We start from the raw sequence: 19,871 nt of genomic DNA, 5'->3' as shown, positions 1-19,871 counted from the left end.
CTCAGGCCCGGCTGTCGGCCAACGCCTCGCCAATCCGCGCCGCGACCCGGCGCAGGTCGGGCAGGAACAGCGTTTCCAACAGGGTGCCGGGGACAAGATCGCGGAAATGCACCAGCGACAGCCCGCCGATGACCCGCCCGTTGGACAGCACCGGGATCGACGCCATGCGCAAACCCGGCGACAAAGCGGGGTATTCCCACAGGGCGTAGCCGTCGCGCCGGGCGGCGGCGATCTGCGCCAAACAATCCTCCACCGGGCGGGCCAGCGTGCCGTCGGCCAGCGAATCCTGAACGATGCGCTGGGCTTCGCCCTCCGGCAGAGCCGACAGATAGGCCAGCCCGGTGGCCGAGGCGACCATGGGGAAGCGCCGATGCTCGAACAGGTTCAGCTTGATCGGCGCGGCGCTGCGGTTCGACACCTCGATCACCACGGAACGCCCTTCGGCGACGAAGAACTCCGACGGCCATTTGACCCGCCCGGCCAATTCGTCCAGCAAAGGTTGGACCTGTTGGGCGATGGGCGTGCGGTCCAGCAGGGCGCGCGACAGATTCCGCACCTTGGCCGTCACCTGATAGCCCTCCGCCTCGCCCAGATCGTCGAGGTAGCCTTCGTGAACCAGGGTTTGCAGCAGCCGGATGACCGTGGCCTTCGGCAAGCGGGAGCGGCGAACCATCTCCGCCACGGTCGGGGCCTGAATCTCGTTGGCGACCGCCAAAACCCGCAAGCCGCGCACCAGCGCGTTGACGGGTTTGGCGCCGCCGGATCGCCGTTCGCTCATCGCGTGTTCCATTCCGGTCCTGGTCGATGGGCAGGATTGCACAGAATGAACCAAGGGTCCATAATAGGTGGCGCGCGAGGGAAGCGCAAGATTTGTGCGTTTTCTCTGGCATTTGCGCGATAATCGCACCATTATACGGGGCGGGCAAAGCGAATCGTTGGGGGGGAGCGTCACAGCATGGTGGACACCGCGCATCCGGGGGATGGGGCGCCGCGCGCCGCCGACGCGGGCGAGGACGCCGCCGATCCCAATTTCATGACCTCGCTGGCGCGCGGTCTGTCGGTGATCCGCGCCTTCACCGAACGCGAACCGAACCTGACCATCGCCGACATCGCCAAAATCACCGGATTGCCGCGCGCGGCGGCGCGGCGCTGCCTGTTGACCTTGATGCAGTTGGGCTACGCCGGGTCGGACGGGCGGACCTTCTTCCTGAAGCCGAAGATTTTGGCGCTGGGCTATTCCTTCCTGTCGTCGGCCCCGCTGGCGACGATCCTGGATCCGTTGATCGAGCAGGTCAGCGGCGCAGTGCAGGAATCCTGCTCCGCCGCCGTGCTGGACGAGGATGATGTGGTCTACATCGCCCGCGCGGCGACCAAGCGCATCATGTCGGTTGGCCTGAACGTCGGCAGCCGTCTGCCCGCCTATTGCACCTCGATGGGGCGGGTTCTGCTGGCGGCGATGCCGGAAGCGGACTTGAACGCCTATCTCGCCCGCGTGCCGCTGAAGCCCTTCACCGAACGCACCATCACCGCAACCGACGCCCTGAAGCGCGAGTTGGAGCGGGTGCGCGAGCGCGGCTTTTCCCTGGTCGATCAAGAGCTGGAGTTGGGGTTGCGCTCCATCGCCGTGCCGATCCGCACGGCCTCGGGCGGGGTGGTGGCCTCGGTCAACGTCAGCGCCCAGGCCGCCCGCGTCACCTGCCCGGAGATGGAAACCCAATTCCTGCCCCGCCTGCTGCGCGCGGCGGAAGAGGCGCGCGTCCTGCTGGTCCGGTCGCGCGGCATGTAGTCATATCAGCGCGTCGGGCGACAGGCTGGTGAGCGACGCGCGGATGTGCGGAATCATGTGGTCGGCGAAGGCGCGGACCTTGGCCGGAACCAGGGCGCGGTGCGGGTAGAGCACGGCCAGCGTGATCGGTTCGGGCGGGTGGTCTGGCAGCAGCGGCACCAGCGCGCCGCTGCGGATGTGGTCGGCCACCTCCCACAGCGGCTTCAGGGCGACGCCCCGCCCGTCCAGCGCCCAGCCGGTCAACACGTCGCCGTCGTCGGCGTCGAAGCGGCCCGACACCGGGGCCTTCACCGGCTCCCCGCCGTCCAGCAGCGTCCATTGATATTGTTGGGTGCCGGGAAAGCGCAGCAACAGGCAATTGTGCGCCGACAGGTCGCTGGGCTTGGCCGGGCGGCCATGGGCCGACAGATAGGCGGGGGAGGCCACCAGAACCCGGCGCACGTCGGCGATCTTGCGCACGACGAAGCTCGAATCCTTCAACACCGCCATCCGCACGGCGACGTCCACCGCCTCACGCAGCAGATCCAACAGATGGTCGGACAACCGCAACCGCAGCTCGACCAGCGGGTGGGCGGCGCAGAAATCCGGGACCAGCGGGGCCAGAACCCGGCGGCCAAAGCCCAGCGGCGCGGTCACGCGGATGCTGCCCGACGGCACGCCCGACCCAGCGGCGATGCCGCTGTGGGCGCGCTCCACCGCCTCCAACACCTCCAGGCAGCTTTGGTAATAATCCAGGCCGGTTTCGGTCGCCTGCAATTGCCGGGTGGTGCGGTTCAGCAGCCGGACACCGAGATGCGCCTCCAACTGTTGGATGCGGTGGCTGACCATGGCGGGCGACATGCGCAGATTGCGCCCGGCGGCGGACAGGCTCCCCAGCTCGACGACGCGCACGAAGATGCGCATGTTCTCAAGCAACGCCATGGTTGCGGAATTCCCCTGTCGGATCGGGCGCTTGCCGCCAGCGCGAAGGCTAGCATCCGGCGCGCGTGCGGCGCCAGATCCGACAAGACCGTCAGCTTCCCCGGTAGGTCGAATAGGCCCAGGGCGAGACCAGCAGGGGAACATGGTAATGCTGGCTGGCGTCGGCGACGCCGAAGCGCAACGGCACCTCGTCCAGAAAGGGCAGGCCGTCGCCGCTGGTCCCCGTGGCGCGGAAATAGTCGCCGACCCGGAACAGCAGCTCGTACCGCCCGGCCTTGAGGGCGTCGCCCTGCAAGGCGGGGGCGTCGAGGCGGCCGTCGGCGTTGGTGACGAACTCGCCCAGCGTCGCGCCGCTGTCCAGATCGGTCAGGCGCACGCCCATTCCCGCCGCCGGACGGCCGGAAGCGATGTCGAGAACATGCGTGGTCAAACGTCCCATGGCGTGGCCCCTTCGGGTGAGCGTGTCGGATGACGGCGATCATGGCAGCCTAACGCGCCCGGCGGCGGCTTGGCGAGGGCGGGAAATTTGAAACTGTCTCCGGTCACGGGACGGATTGCCGCCGCCGGTCCCGGTGGATTAGCGTGATCGGGTCCAAGCTCCCTTCCCTTGGCCTCTTCACGAAGGACGCGCGCGATGACCCAGCCCTACCCCCGCGACATGATCGGTTATGGCGCGACCCCGCCGCACGCCCAATGGCCGGGCGCCGCCAGGATCGCCGTGCAATTCGTCGTCAATTACGAGGAGGGCGGGGAAAACTGCGTGCTGCACGGCGACGCCGCGTCCGAAGCCTTTCTGTCGGAGATCGTCGGGGCGCAGCCAATTCCCGGCGCGCGCCACATGAACATGGAGTCGATCTACGAATACGGCTCGCGCGCCGGCTTCTGGCGGCTGCACCGGATGTTCAGCGAACGCGGCCTGCCCGTCACCGTCTATGGCGTTGCCATGGCGCTGGAGCGCAACCCGGAGGCGGTCGCCGCCATGCAGGCCGCCGGGTGGGAGATCGCCACCCATGGCTGGCGCTGGATCGACTGCCAGCATCTGCCCATCGAGGTGGAGCGCGAGCACATGGCGCGCGCCATCGAGGTCCACACCCGCGTCACCGGCAGCCGCCCGCTCGGCTGGTATCTGGGGCGGAGCAGCCCGAACACCTGGCGTCTGGTCGCCGAAGAGGGTGGCTTCGTCTACAACGCCGATTCCTACGCCGACGATCTGCCCTATTGGGACGACCGCCATGGCCGCCCGCAATTGATCGTGCCCTACACGCTCGACGCCAACGACATGCGGTTCGCCACCAACCAGGGCTTCAACAGCGGCGACCAGTTCTTTTCCTACCTGAAGGACAGCTTCGACACGCTGTACGCCGAGGGGGAGAGCGCGCCGAAAATGCTGTCGGTCGGGTTGCATTGCCGGTTGGTCGGGCGTCCGGGCCGCGCCGCCGCGCTTGGCCGCTTCCTGGATTACGTGCGCAGCCATGATCGGGTGTGGGTCGCCACCCGCCTGGACATCGCCCGCCACTGGATCGCCCAACACCCCTACCGCGCCTGATCGGCCATTGCCGGGAAAGTCACCGCCATGCCGCACCGCCTTGCCGATCTCGCCGCCCTTGACCGCGACGCCTTCGTCGCCGTTTTGGGCGCGGTGTTCGAGGACAGCCCCTGGGTCGCCGCCGCCGTTTGGGAGGGCCGTCCCTTCGCCGACGTCGCGCAACTGCACGCGGCGATGCGCGACGTCGTCCGCGCGGCGGGGTCGGAGCGGCAGCGCGCCTTGATCCTGGCGCACCCCGATCTGGCCGACAAGGCGACGCGGCCCGCCAGCCTCGCCGCTTTTTCCCAGTCCGAACAGGCGCGCGCCGGGCTGAACGACCTGACCGAGGCGGAGATCGAGGAGCAACGGGCGCTGAACCGCGCCTACCGCGCGCGCTTCGGCTTTCCCTTCATCATGGCGGTGCGTTTCAGCACCCCGCAGAAAATCCTGGAAGGGATGCGCGCCCGCGTCCAAAACGCGCCGGAGGCCGAATTCGCCCAGGCGTTGGAGGAGATTTACAAGATCGCCGAATTCCGCTTGGCCGACCTGATTGTGACATAAAGAAGCGCCGCGCTTTTTTCGGCATTGGCGTGGAATGATCGCGGCGTGGCGGCTGTTTGCCTGATCATCGGGGATGTCGTGCCCCCGCAGCAGGAGGACGCCGTGATGTCTGGCCGTTTGTTGAAAATCTTGTGGACCGTCGCGGGCGGTCTGGTGATCGGCGGCGCTTTCGCCGGATTGACGGCGGGCGTCGCGTCGGCTCACGGCGATGATTGGCGCGGCAATGGCTATCGGGGCGAGCGCGAGTGGCGCGGCCCGGACCATGAATGGCGGCGCCATCACCGCCATTGGGAAGAGCCGCGAGAGCCGCGCGTGATTTATGTTCCGCCCCCGCCGCCGCGCGTGATCTACGCGCCCCCGCCGGTCGTCTATGCCCCGCCCGCCTATTACCCGCCGCCGACTCTGGGCTTTGGCTTCAGCGCCAACATTCCGATCCGTTGATCCGTTGATCGGTCGTTCCGGCGCAACGGATCGCTTCCGGCGGGCCGCTTGCCGCATTAAGGTGTCCCCCGTTCGGGTGTCGCCCGGTTTGGGCGGGCAGCGAGGGAGAGGCATTGTGCGGCATGGTGTGGTGAGCGCGGCGGCGCTGGCGGTGGGCGTGGTTCTGGCCGCCGGAATGGCGCAGGCGGCGGAGGAGCCGCGTTTGACGGCGGCTCTGGGTGAAGAGGTGTTCAAGCTGATCGACGTCGGGCCGAAGGTCACGCGGGTGGTGGTCAACGACGCGACGGTGTTTGAGGACCGGGAAAGCACGCTGGTGACGTTCGTCAACGCCTACACCATCGATGGCCGCTGGATGCTGCTGCTGAAGGCCGAGAGCGGGGCCAAGGATTGTCCGGCCCGCTTCCGCGTTCTGGAGCTGTCGGCGCCCAAGCCGCGCGTCTCGCTGCCCTTCGGGTCGTGCAGCGACGCGGCGGAGGTTTCCACCGAAGGCGGCGTATTGACGGTGTCGATGCCGGTGCCAGCGGCGACGGAAACCGCCGCCTGGACCTACCGCGACGGGCGGGTCGCCCGCACGCGCTGAGCGAATGGCTGACGCTCCAACGGGCGGCGCGGGGTTGGTTGACGGGTCGGGCCGCTGCTTTTAAGGTCCGATCCTCTGCACACCCCCTTGTCCGGGTAGGAAGTCCACCATGAAGCCGAGCCGCCGCCCCTCCACCCCGCTCTTTTCGTCCGGCCCCTGCGCCAAGCGTCCGGGCTGGTCGCTTGAAGCGCTGGAAGGCGCGCTGCTCGGTCGCTCGCACCGCTCGAAGCCGGGCAAAGCCAAGCTGAAGGAGGTCATCGACCTCACCCGCGCCATTCTGGCGATTCCCGGCGATTACCGCATCGGCATCGTTCCGGCGTCGGACACCGGCGCCGTCGAAATGGCGCTGTGGTCGATGCTGGGCGCGCGCGGCGTCGACATGCTGGCGTGGGAAAGCTTCGGCAAGGAATGGGTGACGGACGTCGTCAAGCAGCTCAAACTGCCCGACGTGCGGACGATGATCGCCGACTATGGCGCGCTGCCCGACCTGTCCAAGGTCGATTTCTCCTGCGACGTCGTGTTCCCGTGGAACGGCACCACCGCCGGCGTGCGGGTGCCCAACGGCGACTGGATCCCGGCGGACCGCGAAGGGCTGTCGATCTGCGACGCGACGTCGTCGGCCTTCGCGATGGAGATGCCCTGGAGCAAGATCGACGTCGCCACCTGGTCCTGGCAAAAGGTTCTGGGCGGCGAGGCGGCGCACGGCATGCTGGTGCTCAGCCCGCGCGCGGTTGAACGGCTGGAGAGCTACCAGCCCGATTGGCCCCTGCCCAAGATCTTCCGCATGACCAAGAACGGCAAGCTGATCGAAGGCATTTTTGAGGGCGACACCATCAACACCCCGTCGATGCTGTGCGTCGAGGACGCCATCGACGGTCTGCGCTGGGCCTTGTCGGTCGGCGGTCTGTCGCAATTGATCCGCCGGTCGGAGCAAAATCTCCGTCTGGTCGCCGAATGGGTGAAGGACAGCGCGTGGGCCGGGTTCCTGGCCGAGGACGAGGCGACGCGCTCCTGCACCTCGATCTGCCTGCGCTTCACCGATCCCGAGGTCCGGGCGCTGTCCGACGAGGCGCAGGCCGCCTTCGCCAAAAAGCTGTCGGCGCTTCTGGAAAAGGAAGAGGCCGCGTTTGACGCCGGATCCTACCGCGACGCCCCGCCGGGCCTGCGTCTGTGGGGCGGCGCCACGGTGGAGAACGAGGACATGGAAGCGGTCCTGCCCTGGCTGGACTGGGCGTTCGCCACGGTCAAGGCCGAGGTGATCGGGGCGAAGTGAGCGCGTGTCCCGCCAGCGGTTTGAACAGACCGCTGGCGGGCCTCACACCCAATAGCGCGGATAGGCGCGGTCGCGGCGCAGGTTGTTGACCAGCAGGCCGATGCCGATCAGCGTGAAGGCTCCGGCCAGCGCGGTCGGCAGCAGCGTCAGCGCGTCGGTTCCAGGCGCCAGCGCCAGCAGCGGCATCGCCCCGGCGGGCGCGTGCAGGGTGCGGGTCAACTGCATCGCCGCGATGGCCGTGCCGACCGACAGAGCGACCACCCAAGGCGAACTGCCCAGCAACGACAGGGCGATCACGCCGACCAGCGCCGACACCAGATAGCCGCCGATGACGCTGCGGGGCTGCGCCAGATGGCTGTCCGTAGCCGCGAAAATCAGCACGCAGGTCGCGCCGAAGGGGGCGAGCAGCATCGGCAGTTTGCTGATGATCGAAAGAAGGCTGATCGCCCCGATCCCGGCGCTTCCCCCCACCCAGGACCACGCAATGTCGTGAAAGTGGGGGCGGGTCGGGGCCTGTTCGGCGCCCTTCATTTTTCCGAAGAAAGCGCCCAGCCGTTTCATAGCCACCCTCCGCAAATGCGGCGCGGATGGTAGACTTCGGCTAAAAAAACGTCAAGACGCCGAAATTTTCAGCAATGGTCTGCCTGTCGCGTGACCATCGCATGAGGCGGATCAGGTCAGCCCGGCCTGTCCCAACAGCCGATAAAACTCCCGCAGGGCGGTTTGTTGCAGCGTGGGATCGGTCAGATCCGCGACATATTTCTGCTCGAACTGCGGCTGGCGCAGGTGTGAGACGACCCGCTCGCGCACGACGGCCAGAGCCTTGCGGCTTTGCAGCGTGCCGGGGGCGCACAGTTGCATCAGCCGGTTGGCGCGGTGGCGCAGCGGGTCGGACGGGTTGTCGATGCGTTCGACCAGCTTGCAATCATGGATGTAGGCCACCAGCAGAGTGTCGATGTTCTCGGCCACAGTGGCCTTCAACGGTTCGGGCGCGGCTGAGTCGCGGACCTGGGTGTAAAGTTTTGTGAACAGCTCCAGATTGATCTTGATCGGTTGGCTGCGGTCCACGAAGCGGCCAAAGCCGCGCGGATCGCCGGTAAAGCCGTTCAGCAGCCGGGCGACGTCGTCGGCGTGCTGGCGGCCCAGATCCGACTGGGACAGGGCCATGACGAAGCGCAGCCCCTCCTTGGCGTCCGCGTGGAGGCCGCAGACCTCCTCCATCGCCCGCCGTCGGCCCGCCGCCCCGCCGCCCTCCAGAAAGCGCAGATAGCGCAGGACCAGCGCCTCGGCCATGCCGCCGCCGCCGATCAGCCCGTCGGGGGTGGTGACTCGCCGCAAGACCCGTTGGAACGCCTCGCGCTCCTGCCCCGGGTCCGCGCGGTAGAGCGGTTGGTTGCTCTTCAGTTGGCGGCGGACCAGATCGATCATGACGTGGCGGGTCTCGTCGAGATCGTGAAAGGCCAGAAGCTCGTTGAGATGGACCGCCCGGTCATCCTCAGCCCGGCGGCTGACGTCCAGGCGCCCGCGCGACAGGTCGATCAGGTTGCACAGCGCTTCGGCCAAGCTGCCTTGCAGGCCGAGCAGCTCTTGCGCCACCGACGGCGCGCCCAGCACGTCGGCGATCACCCCGTCGATCAGCGTCAGGGGGCGGTCGGTCAACCCGCCGTCCTGCCGCACCAGTTCGCCGAGAAAATCGAGTTTGGCCAGCCAGTTGCGCATCTGCACCAGATCGCGCGACAGCAGCGCGCGGGCCAGGAAGTCGCAGGATTCTGGATCTTCTTTCGCGGCCAGGGACTCGAAGGCCGGGCGGAAACCGACGCGTTCCAGATTCGGCAAATCCTTGCGCGCGGCGGCGACGCGGGCGCGCTCGGTCACGCTGTTGAGGAAGCCGTACAACTCATCCCGCCGCGACCGGCTGTCCAGACCGGCCTGTTCGGCCTGAAGAACGGCGACGCGGCCCACGGCGGTGGGAACCAAGTTGTCCTTGTCGAGGAGCCGTTTCAACTCGGTGTGGTTGTGGAGGAGTTCGGTGGGGGTGACGACGATTCGCTCGACGTAATTGCGCAGCAGCCGGTTCATCACCATCCGCCCCTCGACGCCGAAACACGCCTCGGCGCTGTGGCAGAGCGGTGGGGCCTCGTCGATGGGGGAAATGACGATGCTGTTGGAAACGCTGCGGAATTCCTGATGGATTTCCGTTTCGACGTGGCGTCCGTCGGGTCTGGCCCAATCGCGGACCACCCGGATTCCTTCGATCTTGCCGCCGGACAGGATGCGCTTGCCGTAGGCGCGCGCGTCGGCCTCGCTCTCGAAACAGGAGTCGAGAACCCAGTGATCGGCCTGGTAAATCTGGACTTCGTAGCTGCTGCTCGCCAGGGCCATGCGCCGCATCACCCAAAGTGTCGCTGTCTGAACGATTCAGGATTCGGATATTTTTCTGGCAAATTCAACGGTATTTTCTGTCGTTCTTTTGTCGATTGCTTGCGAAGACAACCGGACCCGGCGCCGACGCAGGGGAGATGACGACGGCTTGCGGGGCTTTTCCATTTGCATGACGGGCCGGTGTCGGGTATTAGCCCGCCCCGTATGCCCGACATTTGCCATTCCCTGACGAGACGATTCTGGCCATGCCCGCCGACGCTCTGAACTCCGCCCTGCTGCCCGCCGGATTGCACGATGTGCTGCCGTCCGAAGCGGCGCATGAAGCGGTCGCCGTCGAACGCCTGTTGGCGGAGTTCGCGGCGCACGGCTATCGCCGCGTCGATCCGCCTTTGGTGGAGTTCGAGGAGAATTTGCTGTCCGGCGCCGGCGCGGCGATGGCCAAGCAGACCTTCCGCGTGATGGACCCGCATTCCCAACGCATGATGGCCGTGCGGGCCGACATCACCCCGCAGATCGTCCGCATCGCCACCACCCGCCTGCTGAACGAGGCGCGCCCGCTGCGCCTGTGCTACGCTGGGCCGGTGCTGCGGGTGAACGGCACCCAGCTTCGCCCGGAACGTCAGTTCACCCAGGTCGGCGTCGAGCTGATCGGCGCGGTGGAGCCGGAGGCCGACGCCGAGGTGATCCTGTTGGCCGTCCAGGCCCTGACCGCCATCGGCGTGCCGCATTTGTCGGTGGATCTGTGCGTTCCGAAGATGGTGGAGCGCATCTGCGCCGGGCTTGGCCGCCCGGACGATGAAGTCCGCCAGTTGCGCGCGGCGCTGGACCGTAAGGACGTCGCCGGGGTGGCCGAGGTCGGCGGCCCGGCGGCGACGCTGTTGGAAACGCTGATGAGCGCCTCCGGCCCGGCGGATCGCGCCATGCGGGCGCTGACGGCGGTGGAGTTGCCGGAAGAGGCGGAGTTGGACCGTCGTCGTCTGACCGCCGCGCTGGCGGTCATGCGGGCGGCCCTGCCGGATCTGACCGTCACCATCGATCTGGTCGAGCATCGCGGCTTCGGCTATCAGACCGGCCTCAGCTTCACCCTGTTTTCCCGCGACGTCGGGGAAGTCGGGCAGGGCGGGCGCTATCATGCAGGCGCGAACAAAGAGCGCGCCACCGGCTTCACCCTCTACATGGATTACATCCTTCCAGCGATTCCGGTCGTGCCCGCGCCCGCGCGCGTTTATGTGCCGCATGGCACGCCGTGGGCCGCGTCGGGCAAGCTGCGGGCCGATGGCTGGGTGACGGTGGCCGGGCTGGCCCCGGTGGCGGACGCGGCGGCGGAGGCCAAGCGGCTTCTGTGCGGCCATCGTCTGGCGGATGGCGTCGTCCATCCGGTTGAGTAGCGCTTTTCTTTCCCTCCCCCCTCCGGGGCGAGGGGGTGTGCGGATCATTTTGTTTGCGGAGACATGAGATGGCCAACGTGGCGGTGGTCGGCGCCCAGTGGGGCGACGAGGGCAAGGGCAAGATCGTCGACTGGCTCTCGAGCCGGGCCGATGTCGTGGTGCGCTTCCAGGGCGGTCACAACGCGGGCCATACGCTGGTCATCAACGGGGTTGAGTACAAGCTCAGCCTGCTGCCGTCGGGCGTCGTTCGCCAGAACAAGCTGTCGGTCATCGGCAACGGCGTCGTCTTCGACCCCTGGGCCTTCATCCGCGAAGTCAACGCGATCAAGGAAAAGGGCGTTGACGTCAACCCCGGCAACCTGATCGTCGCCGAAAACGTGCCGCTGATCCTGCCGGTGCATGGCGCCATCGACCGCGCCCGCGAAGAATCCAAGGGCGCGTCGAAGATCGGCACCACCGGGCGCGGCATCGGCCCGGCCTATGAGGACAAGGTCGCCCGCCGCGCCATCCGCCTGTGCGATCTGACCGACGAAGCGGTGCTGGTCGAAAAGGTGGACGCCCTGCTGGCCCACCACAACGCGCTGCTGCGCAGCCTGGGCGCGCCGGAAATGACCCCGGCCGACCTGCTGGAGCCGCTGCGCGAGATCGCCCCGCAGGTTCTGCCCTACGCCGCCGTGGTGTGGAAGCAGCTCGACGAACTGCGTCGCGCGGGCAAGCGCATCCTGTTTGAAGGCGCGCAAGGCTCGATGCTCGACATCGACCATGGCACCTACCCCTACGTCACCTCGTCCAACACCGTGGCGGGCAACGCGGCGGCGGGCAGCGGCGTGGGGCCGCGCGCGGTCGGCTATGTGCTGGGCATCAGCAAGGCCTACACCACCCGCGTCGGCTCCGGTCCCTTCCCGACCGAGCTGAAGGACGAGATCGGCGAACTGATCGGTCAGAAGGGCAAGGAGTTCGGCGTCGTCACCGGGCGCAAGCGCCGTTGCGGCTGGTTCGACGCCGTCATGGTCCGCCAAGCCATCAAGACCGGCGGCATCGACGGCATCGCGCTGACCAAGCTGGACGTGTTGGACGGCTTTGACGAGATCAAGGTCTGCGTCGGATATCGTCTGGACGGCAAGGAGCTGGATTATTTCCCGGCCAACGCCGGCGCCCAGGCCCGCGTCGAACCGATCTATGAGACGTTCGAAGGCTGGAAGGACACCACGCGCGGCGCGCGGTCGTGGGCGGAGCTGCCCGCCCAGGCGGTCAAGTATGTCCGCCACATTGAAGAGCTGATCCAGGCCCCGGTCGCCCTGTTGTCGACCAGCCCGGAACGCGACGACACCATCCTGATGACCGATCCGTTCTCGGATTGATCGACGGCATCGTTCGGCCCTCCGTCCAGGGGATGGCGGGCCGAACGGGCTATGCGGAATGTTTGTCATCAACAGCTTGCCGTTTCGTTCGCGTGCGCGTTAAGAGTTTGTTTGCCCTTTTCGCGCCACCTAGGGCTTGCGCAGGTTCGCTTGTCTCGGGGATACGCCGCTCATGCCGTCCGACGCTCAGACCGCCGCCATGGGTGCGATGGCCAACGCCGACGCTGTCAAGCTGGCGGAACGCTATGAAATCCAGCCCAGCGCGCCGATCCCGGCGCTGAATGGGGTTGGCGGCAACGCCTACACCGCCAAATCGTTGCGTGAAAAGCGCATCGAACCCTTCGCCACCATCTGTCACGCCTCGATCCTGCCTCGGATGGACGTCTGTTCCACCGTGGCCAGCCTCGACAACGGCACGCACATGCGGCTGTTGGATTGGGGGCTGGTGGATTGGCCGCAAGATCGCGGACGCCGCTATTGTTTGGTGTTCGAGCGACCGGGTGGGCGGCGTCTGATGAACGCGCTGACTGACGTCATCGACCCGATGCCGGACGAGCAGATCACCCGGCAGATCGTTCATCCGCTGGTGTCGGCGCTGAAGGAAATGTCGGGCCGGGGCGTCGTGCACGGCGCGATCCGCCCCACCAACCTGTATTTCCGCGATCTCGCCTCGGGCGGGTTGATGCTGGGGGAGTGCGTGTCGGCGCAACCCGGTTACGGCCAGTCTGTGCTGTTGGAAACCGTCGAACGCGGCATGTCCGCCCCCGCCGGGCGCGGAACCGGCACGGCGGCGGATGACATGTATTCGCTGGGCGTGACGCTGCTGATCCTGGCGCTGGGGCGCAACCCGGTCGCCGGGTTGGACGACGAGGCGATTGTCCAGGCGAAGATCGAGCGCGGCTCTTACCCGGCCCTGGTCCAGCAACACCGTTTGCCGTTGGCGATCAACGAGGTGGTGCGTGGGCTGTTGGTGGACGATCCCAAACAGCGCTGGACGCTGAACGATCTGGATTTGTGGGTGGCTGGGCGACGGCTCAGCCCGAAGCAGCCGCAGATTTCCCGGCGCGCCGCGCGGCCCATGGAGTTTCAGGGCCAGGAATATTGGCATTGCCGGACGCTGGCGCGCGGCTTCGCCCGCCATGTTCCGGCGGCGGCGACGGTCATCGAAAGTGGTGAGCTGGACAAATGGCTGCGCCGTTCCTTGGGCGACGACGTGCGGGCGGAGGCGGTTGGCAACGCCATTCAAACGGCCTCCAGCGGCAAGGGCGGCAGCCAGGGCGACCGGCTGGTCGCCCGCGTCTGCATGGCCTTGGACCCGGCGGCGCCGATCCGCTATCGCGGGCGGGCGATGATGCCCGACGGGGTGGCCACCATGCTGGCCGAAGCCTTCCTTCGCAACGAATCGCCGCAGGCCGTCGCCGAAGTGATCGGCAATCAGTTGCCGATGTTCTGGGTGAATGTGCAAAGCGACTTCAAGCCGGAATTCGTGCCCTTGGTCCAGATGTATGACCAACTGCGCGGCTTCATGGAGCGGTCGGCCTACGGCTTGGGCATCGAGCGCGTGCTGTACGAGATGAACCCGACGATGCCCTGCATGAGCGGTCTGGTGGTCAAGCAGTTGCCAACCAACCCGTCGGAACTGCTGCGCGCGCTCGACTGGTTGGGGGCGGGCGGCGAGCGGCACAAGGATCCCATTGACCGGCAGATCGCCGCTTTTCTGTCGGCTCGGCACAAGCGGTCGGACGATCTGCTTTACACCCAGCTTGGCAGTGGAATCGAGCCGACACGCCGCGTCATCGCCATGCTGACCATTCTGTCCGACGTGCAGGCGCGCACCGGCGTCGATGGGCTGACTCATCTGGCGACCTGGGTTCAGGCGTTGCTGGACCCGGTGTTCCGACGCTTTCACAATCGGAAAACGCAAGAGCTGGTGCGCAAGCAGGCGGACGCCGCCGCCCACAACGGGCGGTTGACGGAGCTGTTGAAGGTGGTGGACGATCCTGAATCGCTGCGCCGTGATCGTTTGGAGTTCGAGGCGGCGCAGATCGAGTATCGCGAGGCCGACGCGGAAATGGAGAAGGTCCGTCACACCATCGGCGACCGCAACAGCATCGTTGAAACATCCGGGCGGCAAGTGGCCGCGATTGTGTCCAGCTTGCTGTCGACGGTTCTGGTTGCCGGCATCATCCTGCTTTTCGCATTCTGACGGGGGCGACGCTATGGCGCGGAAGCGGAAGAAAAAAGGCGGGATGCTGACGTTGCTCCTGCTGGTCATTCCGGCGGGGTTGATCGTGCTGCCGACCTCCATCCTGTTCGGGGTGGGGATGATCCCGACCATCGTCGCCTACATCGTTGACCGCGACCCGGAAAAATCGGCGCCGATCACGGTGGGCGGGGTGAATTTTTGTGGCTGCATGCCCTTCGCCATCGATCTGTGGAAGCACCAGCACAGCATTGGCGCGGTCGCAAAACTGTTGGGCGATCCGTTGTCGTGGTTGACCATGTATGGCGCGGCGGCGGTTGGCTGGGGGCTGTATTACGGCATTCCCCCGGTTGTGGCTGGCATGGAGGTGTCCCGGGCGGAAAAGCGCGTTGAGGTCCTGAAGCAGAAAAAGGTCGCGCTGGTTCAGGAATGGGGGCCAGACGTGGCGGGCGACTATTTCGACGAGTCCGGCGGCTTTGAACCTGGCGAGGAGCCGGAGGGGGCTTAAAACTGTTGGCGACTCACTGTGCCGCCAACAGTTTGCGCGGGTGGCGCTCCGCCCCGCTCAGCAGCGATTTCTTGGGATCGCCGATCCAACCGGCGACGTCGTCGATCACCACGTTGCCCTGACGATCCCGCAAAAGCATGTGGTAGCCGTCGGGATAAACGGCCACGACGTGCCGTCCGCTGGCCTCGAAGGCGGCCAACGCGCGCTCCACCGGGCGGGGCGGCAACACCTGCTCATGCGCGCCATAGAGAACCAGCGCGGGCGCGTCCAGACGTCGGCAGGCGGCCAGCGCCTTATCCATCAGATCGGTCAACCCGGCCAGCGCATCGATTCGCGCGCCCTTGATGACCAGCGGGTCGCGTCCCAACGCGCGCAGCATCGGCAGATTGTCCGACGGCTCAATGCCCAGATCGCGGGGCGGGTGAACCACCATGCCGGGAACCACCGCGTTGCTAAGCCACAGCGCCGCGCGGGGAACGAACCCCATGCTGTCCCGGCCCCAGACGGCGGGGGCGACCAGGATGGCGCCATCGACCGCCAGAGGGGTGGTCTCGTCGGTCAGCGCCGTCAAGGCCACCGCCCCGCCCATGCTCTCCCCCAGCAGGAACAGCGGGCGATCCGGGTGACGGCGGAGGAGTTGCGCCACCGCTGTTTTCAGATCGGCGACCAGAGTCGAGGTTCCCGGCCAAACGCCGGTGTCGGCGCTGGCCCCGAAGCCGCGTTGGTCATAGGCGTAGGTGGCGATTCCCTGCGCCGCCCAACGCCGCCCGGCGCCGTCAAAGGCGTTGGAATAGTCGTTGAAGCCGTGAAGCGCCAGGATCACCGCGCGCGGCGGGACGATCTCCGGCAACCACGAGCGGATCGGCAGCGCGTAGCCATCGGCGGCGGTCAGAGCGTGCTCGTCCAGGCTGGGGGCGACCACCGCCGGCCCCATCGGTTGCTGACGGCCCGCGCAGCCGCTGAGCAGGCCGCCGCCCAGCAGCAGAGCGGCTCCAACAGTCGACGCTTGGGCCAGCGCCGCCAGCCGGTTACGCGGCGTGGGTCGTTCCATGGCCGCCATGCGCGCCACCCGTCAATTGCAGGAAGATGTCCTCCAGATTGGATTCCTCGGTTGAGACGTCCACGATGCCCAGCCCCGAGGCGACGAGGGCGTTGAGAATGGCGTCGGCCCGTTGCCGACTGGGCTGATAACGGATGACCAGACGCCGGGGCGTCGGCAGCTCCACGGTGAAGCCGCTCAGGGCCGCCGGGGCGGCGGTCAGATCGCGGTCCAGCGTCAGACACAGCGCCTTGTTGTCGATCCGGCGCAGCAGGGTGGAGGTTGGTTCGCAGGCCACCATCTCGCCATGGTTGATGATGGCGATGGTGTCGCACAGCTCTTCGGCCTCCTGAAGATAATGCGTGGTCAGCAGAACCGTGGTTCCGGCCCGGTTCAGCGTGCGGACATAGTCCCAAAGCTGGCGGCGCAGCTCCACGTCCACCCCGGCGGTCGGCTCGTCCAGAATCAGAACTGGCGGGGTGTGGACCATCGCCTTGGCGACCATCAGGCGGCGTTTCATGCCGCCCGACAGCGAACGGGCGTGGGCGTCGGCCTTGTCGGCCAGCCCGACGGCGTCGAGCAGCTCGTCCGTCCGCCGCTCACGCGTGGGCACGCCATACAGCCCGGCTTGCAGCTCCAGCATTTCGCGCGGGGTGAAGAAGGGATCCATGTTCAGCTCTTGGGGAACCACGCCGATGGACGCGCGGGCGCGGCGTGGGTCGTCCTCCACCTCATGCCCCCAAATCCGGGCGGTTCCGCCGGTCTTGTTCACCAACCCGGCCAGAATGTTGATCATGGTGGATTTTCCGGCCCCGTTGGGACCCAGCAATCCGAACAGAGAGCCGCGCGGAATGGCGAGGTCGATCCCCTTCAGCGCGTGCTTGGGGCCAGCTTTGCCGGTCGGCTGGTAAATCTTGGTCAGACCGCGAAGTTCAACCGCGTTCGCCGGAAGATCGACCGGGGCGGGGACGCCCGATAGGGAGGGGTGCGCGACCATGTGTCTTCAAGACCATTCTGGTGGAGTTGCAGGAAACCGAGTCAATCCCGTTGATCCGCGCCGCGCGATGGGTATCATCCGGCCCGCGCGGGCAGTTCCGTGTTCGAGGCTCGTCGCAACGGGCGCTCCCACGATGGCGTGATCGCGCGCGCCTGTCAAAACAGAGGATGATCGCCATGCAGCCGACCGAGACGATTACCGTGGAAACCGCGACCGTTGGGTGCGACGGCGGGGGAGGGGCGCTTGGCCATCCGCTGGTGTATCTGACCCTGGACCATGAAGGCCGCGTCGAGTGCCCCTATTGCTCGCGCGCTTATGTTCTGAAGGACGGCGTCAAGCTGAGCCACGGCCACTGATTGAACGCGACTCGGCCCAAGGAGCCAAGGCTAAAGTCTGGCTGCGGTCAGGGCCTGTGACGGCCTTGTGCAGGAACATGTCGCGCGGGCATCGGAAGACAGGATGAAAATGACCGGCTGAACGGTTTTGCCCATCCTGTCCCTTCCGGCGCTTTTTTGGGGATCGATTTTTAATTCCAATAAAATCAATTCCCTAATGGGACTATGCCCATTAGGTTACATTCCTGTTATATTTTGACGCGTGGTGTGCGACAGTCCCTGAGATCGGGCTTGACGGGTTTCGGCGGGTCGGCATCTACTTTTCTGCGGTGCGGTAAAAGTTGGACTGTTCACAATCGTATGTTTGAGTGGCGAGATGTTGTTTCCAGGCGGTTCAGGCTTGGCGTCGGAAGAGGCGCGCACAATGAGTCATGAGACGGAAGAGCAGTACCGCAGCATCTTCGAAAATGCCGTGGAGGGCATTTATCAAACGACGACGGACGGTCGCTATTTGCGCGTCAACTCGGCCCTGGCTGAGATTTACGGTTACAGCTCCCCCGATGATTTGATCGCCAACCTGACCGACATCGCCGGTCAGCTTTATGTGGACCCCGGCAAGCGCGAAGCCTTCGCCGATCTGATGGCCCGCAAGGACACGGTCCATTCCTTTGAGGCCCGGGTTTTCCGCCGCGACGGCACGATCATCTGGATCGCCGAAAGCGCGCGCTGCGTGCGCGACGCCGCCGGGCGCATCCGCTTTTACGAAGGCACCGTTCAGGACATCACCGAGCGCAAGCAGCATGAGGAGAAAATCCGGCTGCTCGCCACCGTGTTCGACAGCGTCGCCGACGGCATCCTGATTGTTGATCCGGAATTGACGGTCCAGGCCATCAACCCGGCCTATGAGATCACCACCGGCTTTCAGCGCGAGGAGTTGCTGCGCCGCCCGCTGGTCCTGTTCGCCCCCGGCTCGCACGAGCGGACCTTCATCGATTCCATCTGGACCACCGCGCGGCAGGCCGGGCGCTGGCAGGGCGAAGTGACCAGCTTCCGCCATTCCGGCGACGCCTTCGCCGCCGCCCTGTCGGTGACGTCGGTGCGCGCGCCCAGCGGCGTGCTGGAGCATTACGTGCTCACCATCGCCGACATCAGCCAGCGCAAGTCCCAAGAGCACCAGATCCGCTATCAGGCCAGCTTCGACCGGCTGACCGACCTGCCCAACCGCTGGCTGGTCTGCGAACGGCTGGAAGAGGCGATTGCGCGCGCCCAGCGCAACCACAGCAAGGTGGCGGTCGCCTTCCTCGACCTCAACCGCTTCAAACAGGTCAACGACACGCTCGGCCATCACGCCGGGGATGATTTGTTGAAGCTGGTGGCGCGGCGGCTGCGCAACTGCACGCGGATGACCGACACGGTTGGCCGCCTGGGCGGCGACGAGTTCCTGATCGTCGCCCCCGACGCCGCCGACCGTTCGGCCGGCGCCCGGCTGGTCGAGAAGGTCCTTTACTCGATGGACGAGCCGTTCGGCGTCCACAATCAAGAGCTTTTCTGCGGCGCGTCCATCGGGCTGGCCTTCTACCCCGACGACGGTGAAACGGCGGACCAGCTTCTGCGCAACGCCGATCTGGCCATGTATCACGCCAAGCGCAACCCGGAGCACAAGTTCGTGTTCTACGATGGCGGGATGCGCGAACGGTCGGGCTTCTCGCTGGGGCTGGAAAGTGATCTGCGCCGGGCCAGCGGCGGCGAAGAGTTCGAGCTGCATTACCAACCCAAGATCGATCTGGCGACCGACCGGGTGATCGGGGCGGAGGCGCTGATCCGCTGGCTCCACCCGGTGCGCGGCATGGTCAGCCCGGCGGAGTTCATTCCGCTGGCCGAGGACACCGGCCTGATCTGGGAGATCGGCGCCTGGACCTTCATGGAAGCCTGTCGCCAACTGGCGCTGTGGACCAAGCAGGGCATTCCGATTCCCTCGGTGTCGGTCAACCTGTCGCCGCGCCAGTTCCAGGACGCGCGGCTGGTCGGCTTCGTCCGCAGCGTCGTCGAGGCGTCGGGCATTCAGCCGGACCGGCTGGAGTTGGAGCTGACCGAAGGGGCGATGATTGGCGACATCGAAAAGGCGGTGACGATCCTGAATGGCCTGAAGGACATCGGCGTCCGCTTGTCCATTGATGATTTCGGCACCGGCTATTCGTCGCTCGCCTATCTCAAGCGCTTCCCCATCGACACGCTGAAGATTGACCGCAGCTTCGTCCGCGACATCGTCAAGTCGTCCACCGATCCGGCGATTGTCGGAACCATTGTGAATCTTGCCGAAAGCCTGGGCTTCGACACCATCGCCGAAGGGGTGGAGACCTGGGAACAGGCGGCGATCTTGCGGGAACAGCGCTGCACCTGCATTCAGGGTTATCTCATCAGCCGCCCCTTGCCGGCGGAGATGTTCGCGGCCTTCATGAGCAACCGGACGGTGGCCGCGTAACGGCGCCGGGCCGGGCGTTGGCGTGTCTGGGCGTTGACGGGCTTCGCTGTTTCCATTGATATGCCGGGTGTCGTTCCCTTGCGCGTCGC

The 19,871-nt window shown here is 66.4% G+C and carries 19 protein-coding genes; 12 read left to right on the top strand and 7 right to left on the bottom strand.

Going from position 1 to position 19,871, the window contains the following annotated elements:
• Nucleotide 1: 1 nt before the first annotated feature.
• Nucleotides 2-778, bottom strand: coding sequence for an IclR family transcriptional regulator (locus D3877_RS27800; protein ID WP_238475133.1), 777 nt, complete (start codon nt 776-778; stop codon nt 2-4).
• A 177-nt stretch (nt 779-955) separates the two neighbouring features.
• On the opposite strand from D3877_RS27800, the gene D3877_RS27795 reads away from it, so the two are divergent.
• Nucleotides 956-1,786, top strand: coding sequence for an IclR family transcriptional regulator (locus D3877_RS27795; protein WP_119834011.1), 831 nt, complete (start codon nt 956-958; stop codon nt 1,784-1,786).
• Here D3877_RS27795 and D3877_RS27790 read toward each other — a convergent pair whose 3' ends face one another.
• Nucleotides 1,787-2,707 carry a LysR family transcriptional regulator gene (locus tag D3877_RS27790; RefSeq protein WP_119834010.1) on the bottom strand — a complete coding sequence of 307 codons (921 nt, stop codon included), beginning with the start codon at nt 2,705-2,707 and terminating at the stop codon, nt 1,787-1,789.
• 91 nt (nt 2,708-2,798) lie between these two features.
• Complete coding sequence (gene uraH, locus D3877_RS27785; protein ID WP_119834009.1) at nt 2,799-3,146, bottom strand: hydroxyisourate hydrolase; 348 nt, start codon at nt 3,144-3,146, stop codon at nt 2,799-2,801.
• A 195-nt stretch (nt 3,147-3,341) separates the two neighbouring features.
• Between uraH and puuE the strand changes: the two genes are divergently transcribed.
• From puuE to D3877_RS27760, 5 genes are all read left to right on the top strand, one after another.
• Nucleotides 3,342-4,253 carry an allantoinase PuuE gene (puuE, locus tag D3877_RS27780; protein ID WP_119834008.1) on the top strand — a complete coding sequence of 304 codons (912 nt, stop codon included), beginning with the start codon at nt 3,342-3,344 and terminating at the stop codon, nt 4,251-4,253.
• Between the two features lie 27 nt (nt 4,254-4,280).
• Entirely contained in the window at nt 4,281-4,793 is a 513-nt protein-coding gene (gene uraD / locus D3877_RS27775; protein ID WP_119834007.1) for a 2-oxo-4-hydroxy-4-carboxy-5-ureidoimidazoline decarboxylase, read from the top strand.
• Nucleotides 4,794-4,898: 105 nt separating this feature from the next.
• Nucleotides 4,899-5,234, top strand: coding sequence for a hypothetical protein (locus D3877_RS27770; RefSeq protein ID WP_199721021.1), 336 nt, complete (start codon nt 4,899-4,901; stop codon nt 5,232-5,234).
• A 115-nt stretch (nt 5,235-5,349) separates the two neighbouring features.
• Nucleotides 5,350-5,814 carry a hypothetical protein gene (locus tag D3877_RS27765; protein WP_238475132.1) on the top strand — a complete coding sequence of 155 codons (465 nt, stop codon included), beginning with the start codon at nt 5,350-5,352 and terminating at the stop codon, nt 5,812-5,814.
• A 109-nt stretch (nt 5,815-5,923) separates the two neighbouring features.
• Entirely contained in the window at nt 5,924-7,087 is a 1,164-nt protein-coding gene (locus D3877_RS27760) for a phosphoserine transaminase (RefSeq protein ID WP_119834006.1), read from the top strand.
• A 42-nt stretch (nt 7,088-7,129) separates the two neighbouring features.
• Here the strand turns inward: D3877_RS27760 and D3877_RS27755 are convergent, their stop codons facing one another.
• On the bottom strand, nt 7,130-7,648 hold the full coding sequence (locus D3877_RS27755) for an HPP family protein (protein ID WP_119834005.1): 519 nt from the start codon (nt 7,646-7,648) through the stop codon (nt 7,130-7,132).
• Between the two features lie 111 nt (nt 7,649-7,759).
• The gene (locus D3877_RS27750) at nt 7,760-9,478 is read right to left on the bottom strand and encodes a hypothetical protein (RefSeq protein WP_119834004.1); all 1,719 of its coding nucleotides are present in this window, start codon (nt 9,476-9,478) and stop codon (nt 7,760-7,762) included.
• A gap of 236 nt (nt 9,479-9,714) precedes the next feature.
• Here D3877_RS27750 and D3877_RS27745 point away from each other — a divergent pair, with 236 nt between their 5' ends.
• The 4 genes from D3877_RS27745 (at nt 9,715) to D3877_RS27730 (ending at nt 14,929) form a co-directional block, all read left to right on the top strand.
• A complete protein-coding gene (locus D3877_RS27745; protein WP_119834003.1) occupies nt 9,715-10,857 on the top strand; it encodes an ATP phosphoribosyltransferase regulatory subunit in 1,143 nt (380 codons plus the stop codon).
• A gap of 68 nt (nt 10,858-10,925) precedes the next feature.
• Nucleotides 10,926-12,218: an adenylosuccinate synthase gene (locus tag D3877_RS27740; RefSeq protein ID WP_119834002.1), complete on the top strand. Its 1,293-nt coding sequence runs from the start codon at nt 10,926-10,928 to the stop codon at nt 12,216-12,218.
• Between the two features lie 172 nt (nt 12,219-12,390).
• On the top strand, nt 12,391-14,424 hold the full coding sequence (locus D3877_RS27735; protein WP_238475131.1) for a protein kinase family protein: 2,034 nt from the start codon (nt 12,391-12,393) through the stop codon (nt 14,422-14,424).
• Nucleotides 14,425-14,467: 43 nt separating this feature from the next.
• Nucleotides 14,468-14,929 carry a hypothetical protein gene (locus tag D3877_RS27730; RefSeq protein WP_238475130.1) on the top strand — a complete coding sequence of 154 codons (462 nt, stop codon included), beginning with the start codon at nt 14,468-14,470 and terminating at the stop codon, nt 14,927-14,929.
• A 13-nt stretch (nt 14,930-14,942) separates the two neighbouring features.
• Here the strand turns inward: D3877_RS27730 and D3877_RS27725 are convergent, their stop codons facing one another.
• The gene (locus D3877_RS27725) at nt 14,943-15,980 is read right to left on the bottom strand and encodes an alpha/beta hydrolase (RefSeq protein WP_238475129.1); all 1,038 of its coding nucleotides are present in this window, start codon (nt 15,978-15,980) and stop codon (nt 14,943-14,945) included.
• Nucleotides 15,958-16,965: an ABC transporter ATP-binding protein gene (locus D3877_RS27720; protein ID WP_119834000.1), complete on the bottom strand. Its 1,008-nt coding sequence runs from the start codon at nt 16,963-16,965 to the stop codon at nt 15,958-15,960. The genes D3877_RS27725 and D3877_RS27720 overlap by 23 nt, the downstream gene beginning before the upstream one ends.
• A gap of 176 nt (nt 16,966-17,141) precedes the next feature.
• Here D3877_RS27720 and D3877_RS27715 point away from each other — a divergent pair, with 176 nt between their 5' ends.
• A complete protein-coding gene (locus D3877_RS27715) occupies nt 17,142-17,321 on the top strand; it encodes a zinc-finger domain-containing protein (RefSeq protein WP_238475128.1) in 180 nt (59 codons plus the stop codon).
• Between the two features lie 403 nt (nt 17,322-17,724).
• Nucleotides 17,725-19,782: a sensor domain-containing protein gene (locus tag D3877_RS27710; protein ID WP_119833998.1), complete on the top strand. Its 2,058-nt coding sequence runs from the start codon at nt 17,725-17,727 to the stop codon at nt 19,780-19,782.
• The last annotated feature ends 89 nt before the right edge of the window (nt 19,783-19,871 follow it).

This window comes from Azospirillum cavernae (genome assembly GCF_003590795.1).
Taxonomy (GTDB): Bacteria; Pseudomonadota; Alphaproteobacteria; order Azospirillales; family Azospirillaceae; genus Azospirillum; species Azospirillum cavernae.
The sequence above is the reverse complement of the archived record's forward strand: the minus strand, read 5'-3'. Positions and strand labels throughout refer to the sequence as shown.

Bases quoted from the DNA above. Each gene is read 5' to 3' on its own strand.
- D3877_RS27800 (WP_238475133.1), bottom strand. From the start codon at position 778: ATGAGCGAACGGCGATCCGGCGGCGCCAAACCCGTCAACGCGCTGGTG.
- D3877_RS27795 (WP_119834011.1), top strand. From the start codon at position 956: ATGGTGGACACCGCGCATCCGGGGGATGGGGCGCCGCGCGCCGCCGAC.
- D3877_RS27790 (WP_119834010.1), bottom strand. From the start codon at position 2,707: ATGGCGTTGCTTGAGAACATGCGCATCTTCGTGCGCGTCGTCGAGCTG.
- uraH (WP_119834009.1), bottom strand. From the start codon at position 3,146: ATGGGACGTTTGACCACGCATGTTCTCGACATCGCTTCCGGCCGTCCG.
- puuE (WP_119834008.1), top strand. From the start codon at position 3,342: ATGACCCAGCCCTACCCCCGCGACATGATCGGTTATGGCGCGACCCCG.
- uraD (WP_119834007.1), top strand. From the start codon at position 4,281: ATGCCGCACCGCCTTGCCGATCTCGCCGCCCTTGACCGCGACGCCTTC.
- D3877_RS27770 (WP_199721021.1), top strand. From the start codon at position 4,899: ATGTCTGGCCGTTTGTTGAAAATCTTGTGGACCGTCGCGGGCGGTCTG.
- D3877_RS27760 (WP_119834006.1), top strand. From the start codon at position 5,924: ATGAAGCCGAGCCGCCGCCCCTCCACCCCGCTCTTTTCGTCCGGCCCC.
- D3877_RS27755 (WP_119834005.1), bottom strand. From the start codon at position 7,648: ATGAAACGGCTGGGCGCTTTCTTCGGAAAAATGAAGGGCGCCGAACAG.
- D3877_RS27750 (WP_119834004.1), bottom strand. From the start codon at position 9,478: ATGCGGCGCATGGCCCTGGCGAGCAGCAGCTACGAAGTCCAGATTTAC.
- D3877_RS27745 (WP_119834003.1), top strand. From the start codon at position 9,715: ATGCCCGCCGACGCTCTGAACTCCGCCCTGCTGCCCGCCGGATTGCAC.
- D3877_RS27740 (WP_119834002.1), top strand. From the start codon at position 10,926: ATGGCCAACGTGGCGGTGGTCGGCGCCCAGTGGGGCGACGAGGGCAAG.
- D3877_RS27735 (WP_238475131.1), top strand. From the start codon at position 12,391: ATGCCGTCCGACGCTCAGACCGCCGCCATGGGTGCGATGGCCAACGCC.
- D3877_RS27730 (WP_238475130.1), top strand. From the start codon at position 14,468: ATGCTGACGTTGCTCCTGCTGGTCATTCCGGCGGGGTTGATCGTGCTG.
- D3877_RS27725 (WP_238475129.1), bottom strand. From the start codon at position 15,980: ATGGAACGACCCACGCCGCGTAACCGGCTGGCGGCGCTGGCCCAAGCG.
- D3877_RS27720 (WP_119834000.1), bottom strand. From the start codon at position 16,965: ATGGTCGCGCACCCCTCCCTATCGGGCGTCCCCGCCCCGGTCGATCTT.
- D3877_RS27715 (WP_238475128.1), top strand. From the start codon at position 17,142: ATGCAGCCGACCGAGACGATTACCGTGGAAACCGCGACCGTTGGGTGC.
- D3877_RS27710 (WP_119833998.1), top strand. From the start codon at position 17,725: ATGAGTCATGAGACGGAAGAGCAGTACCGCAGCATCTTCGAAAATGCC.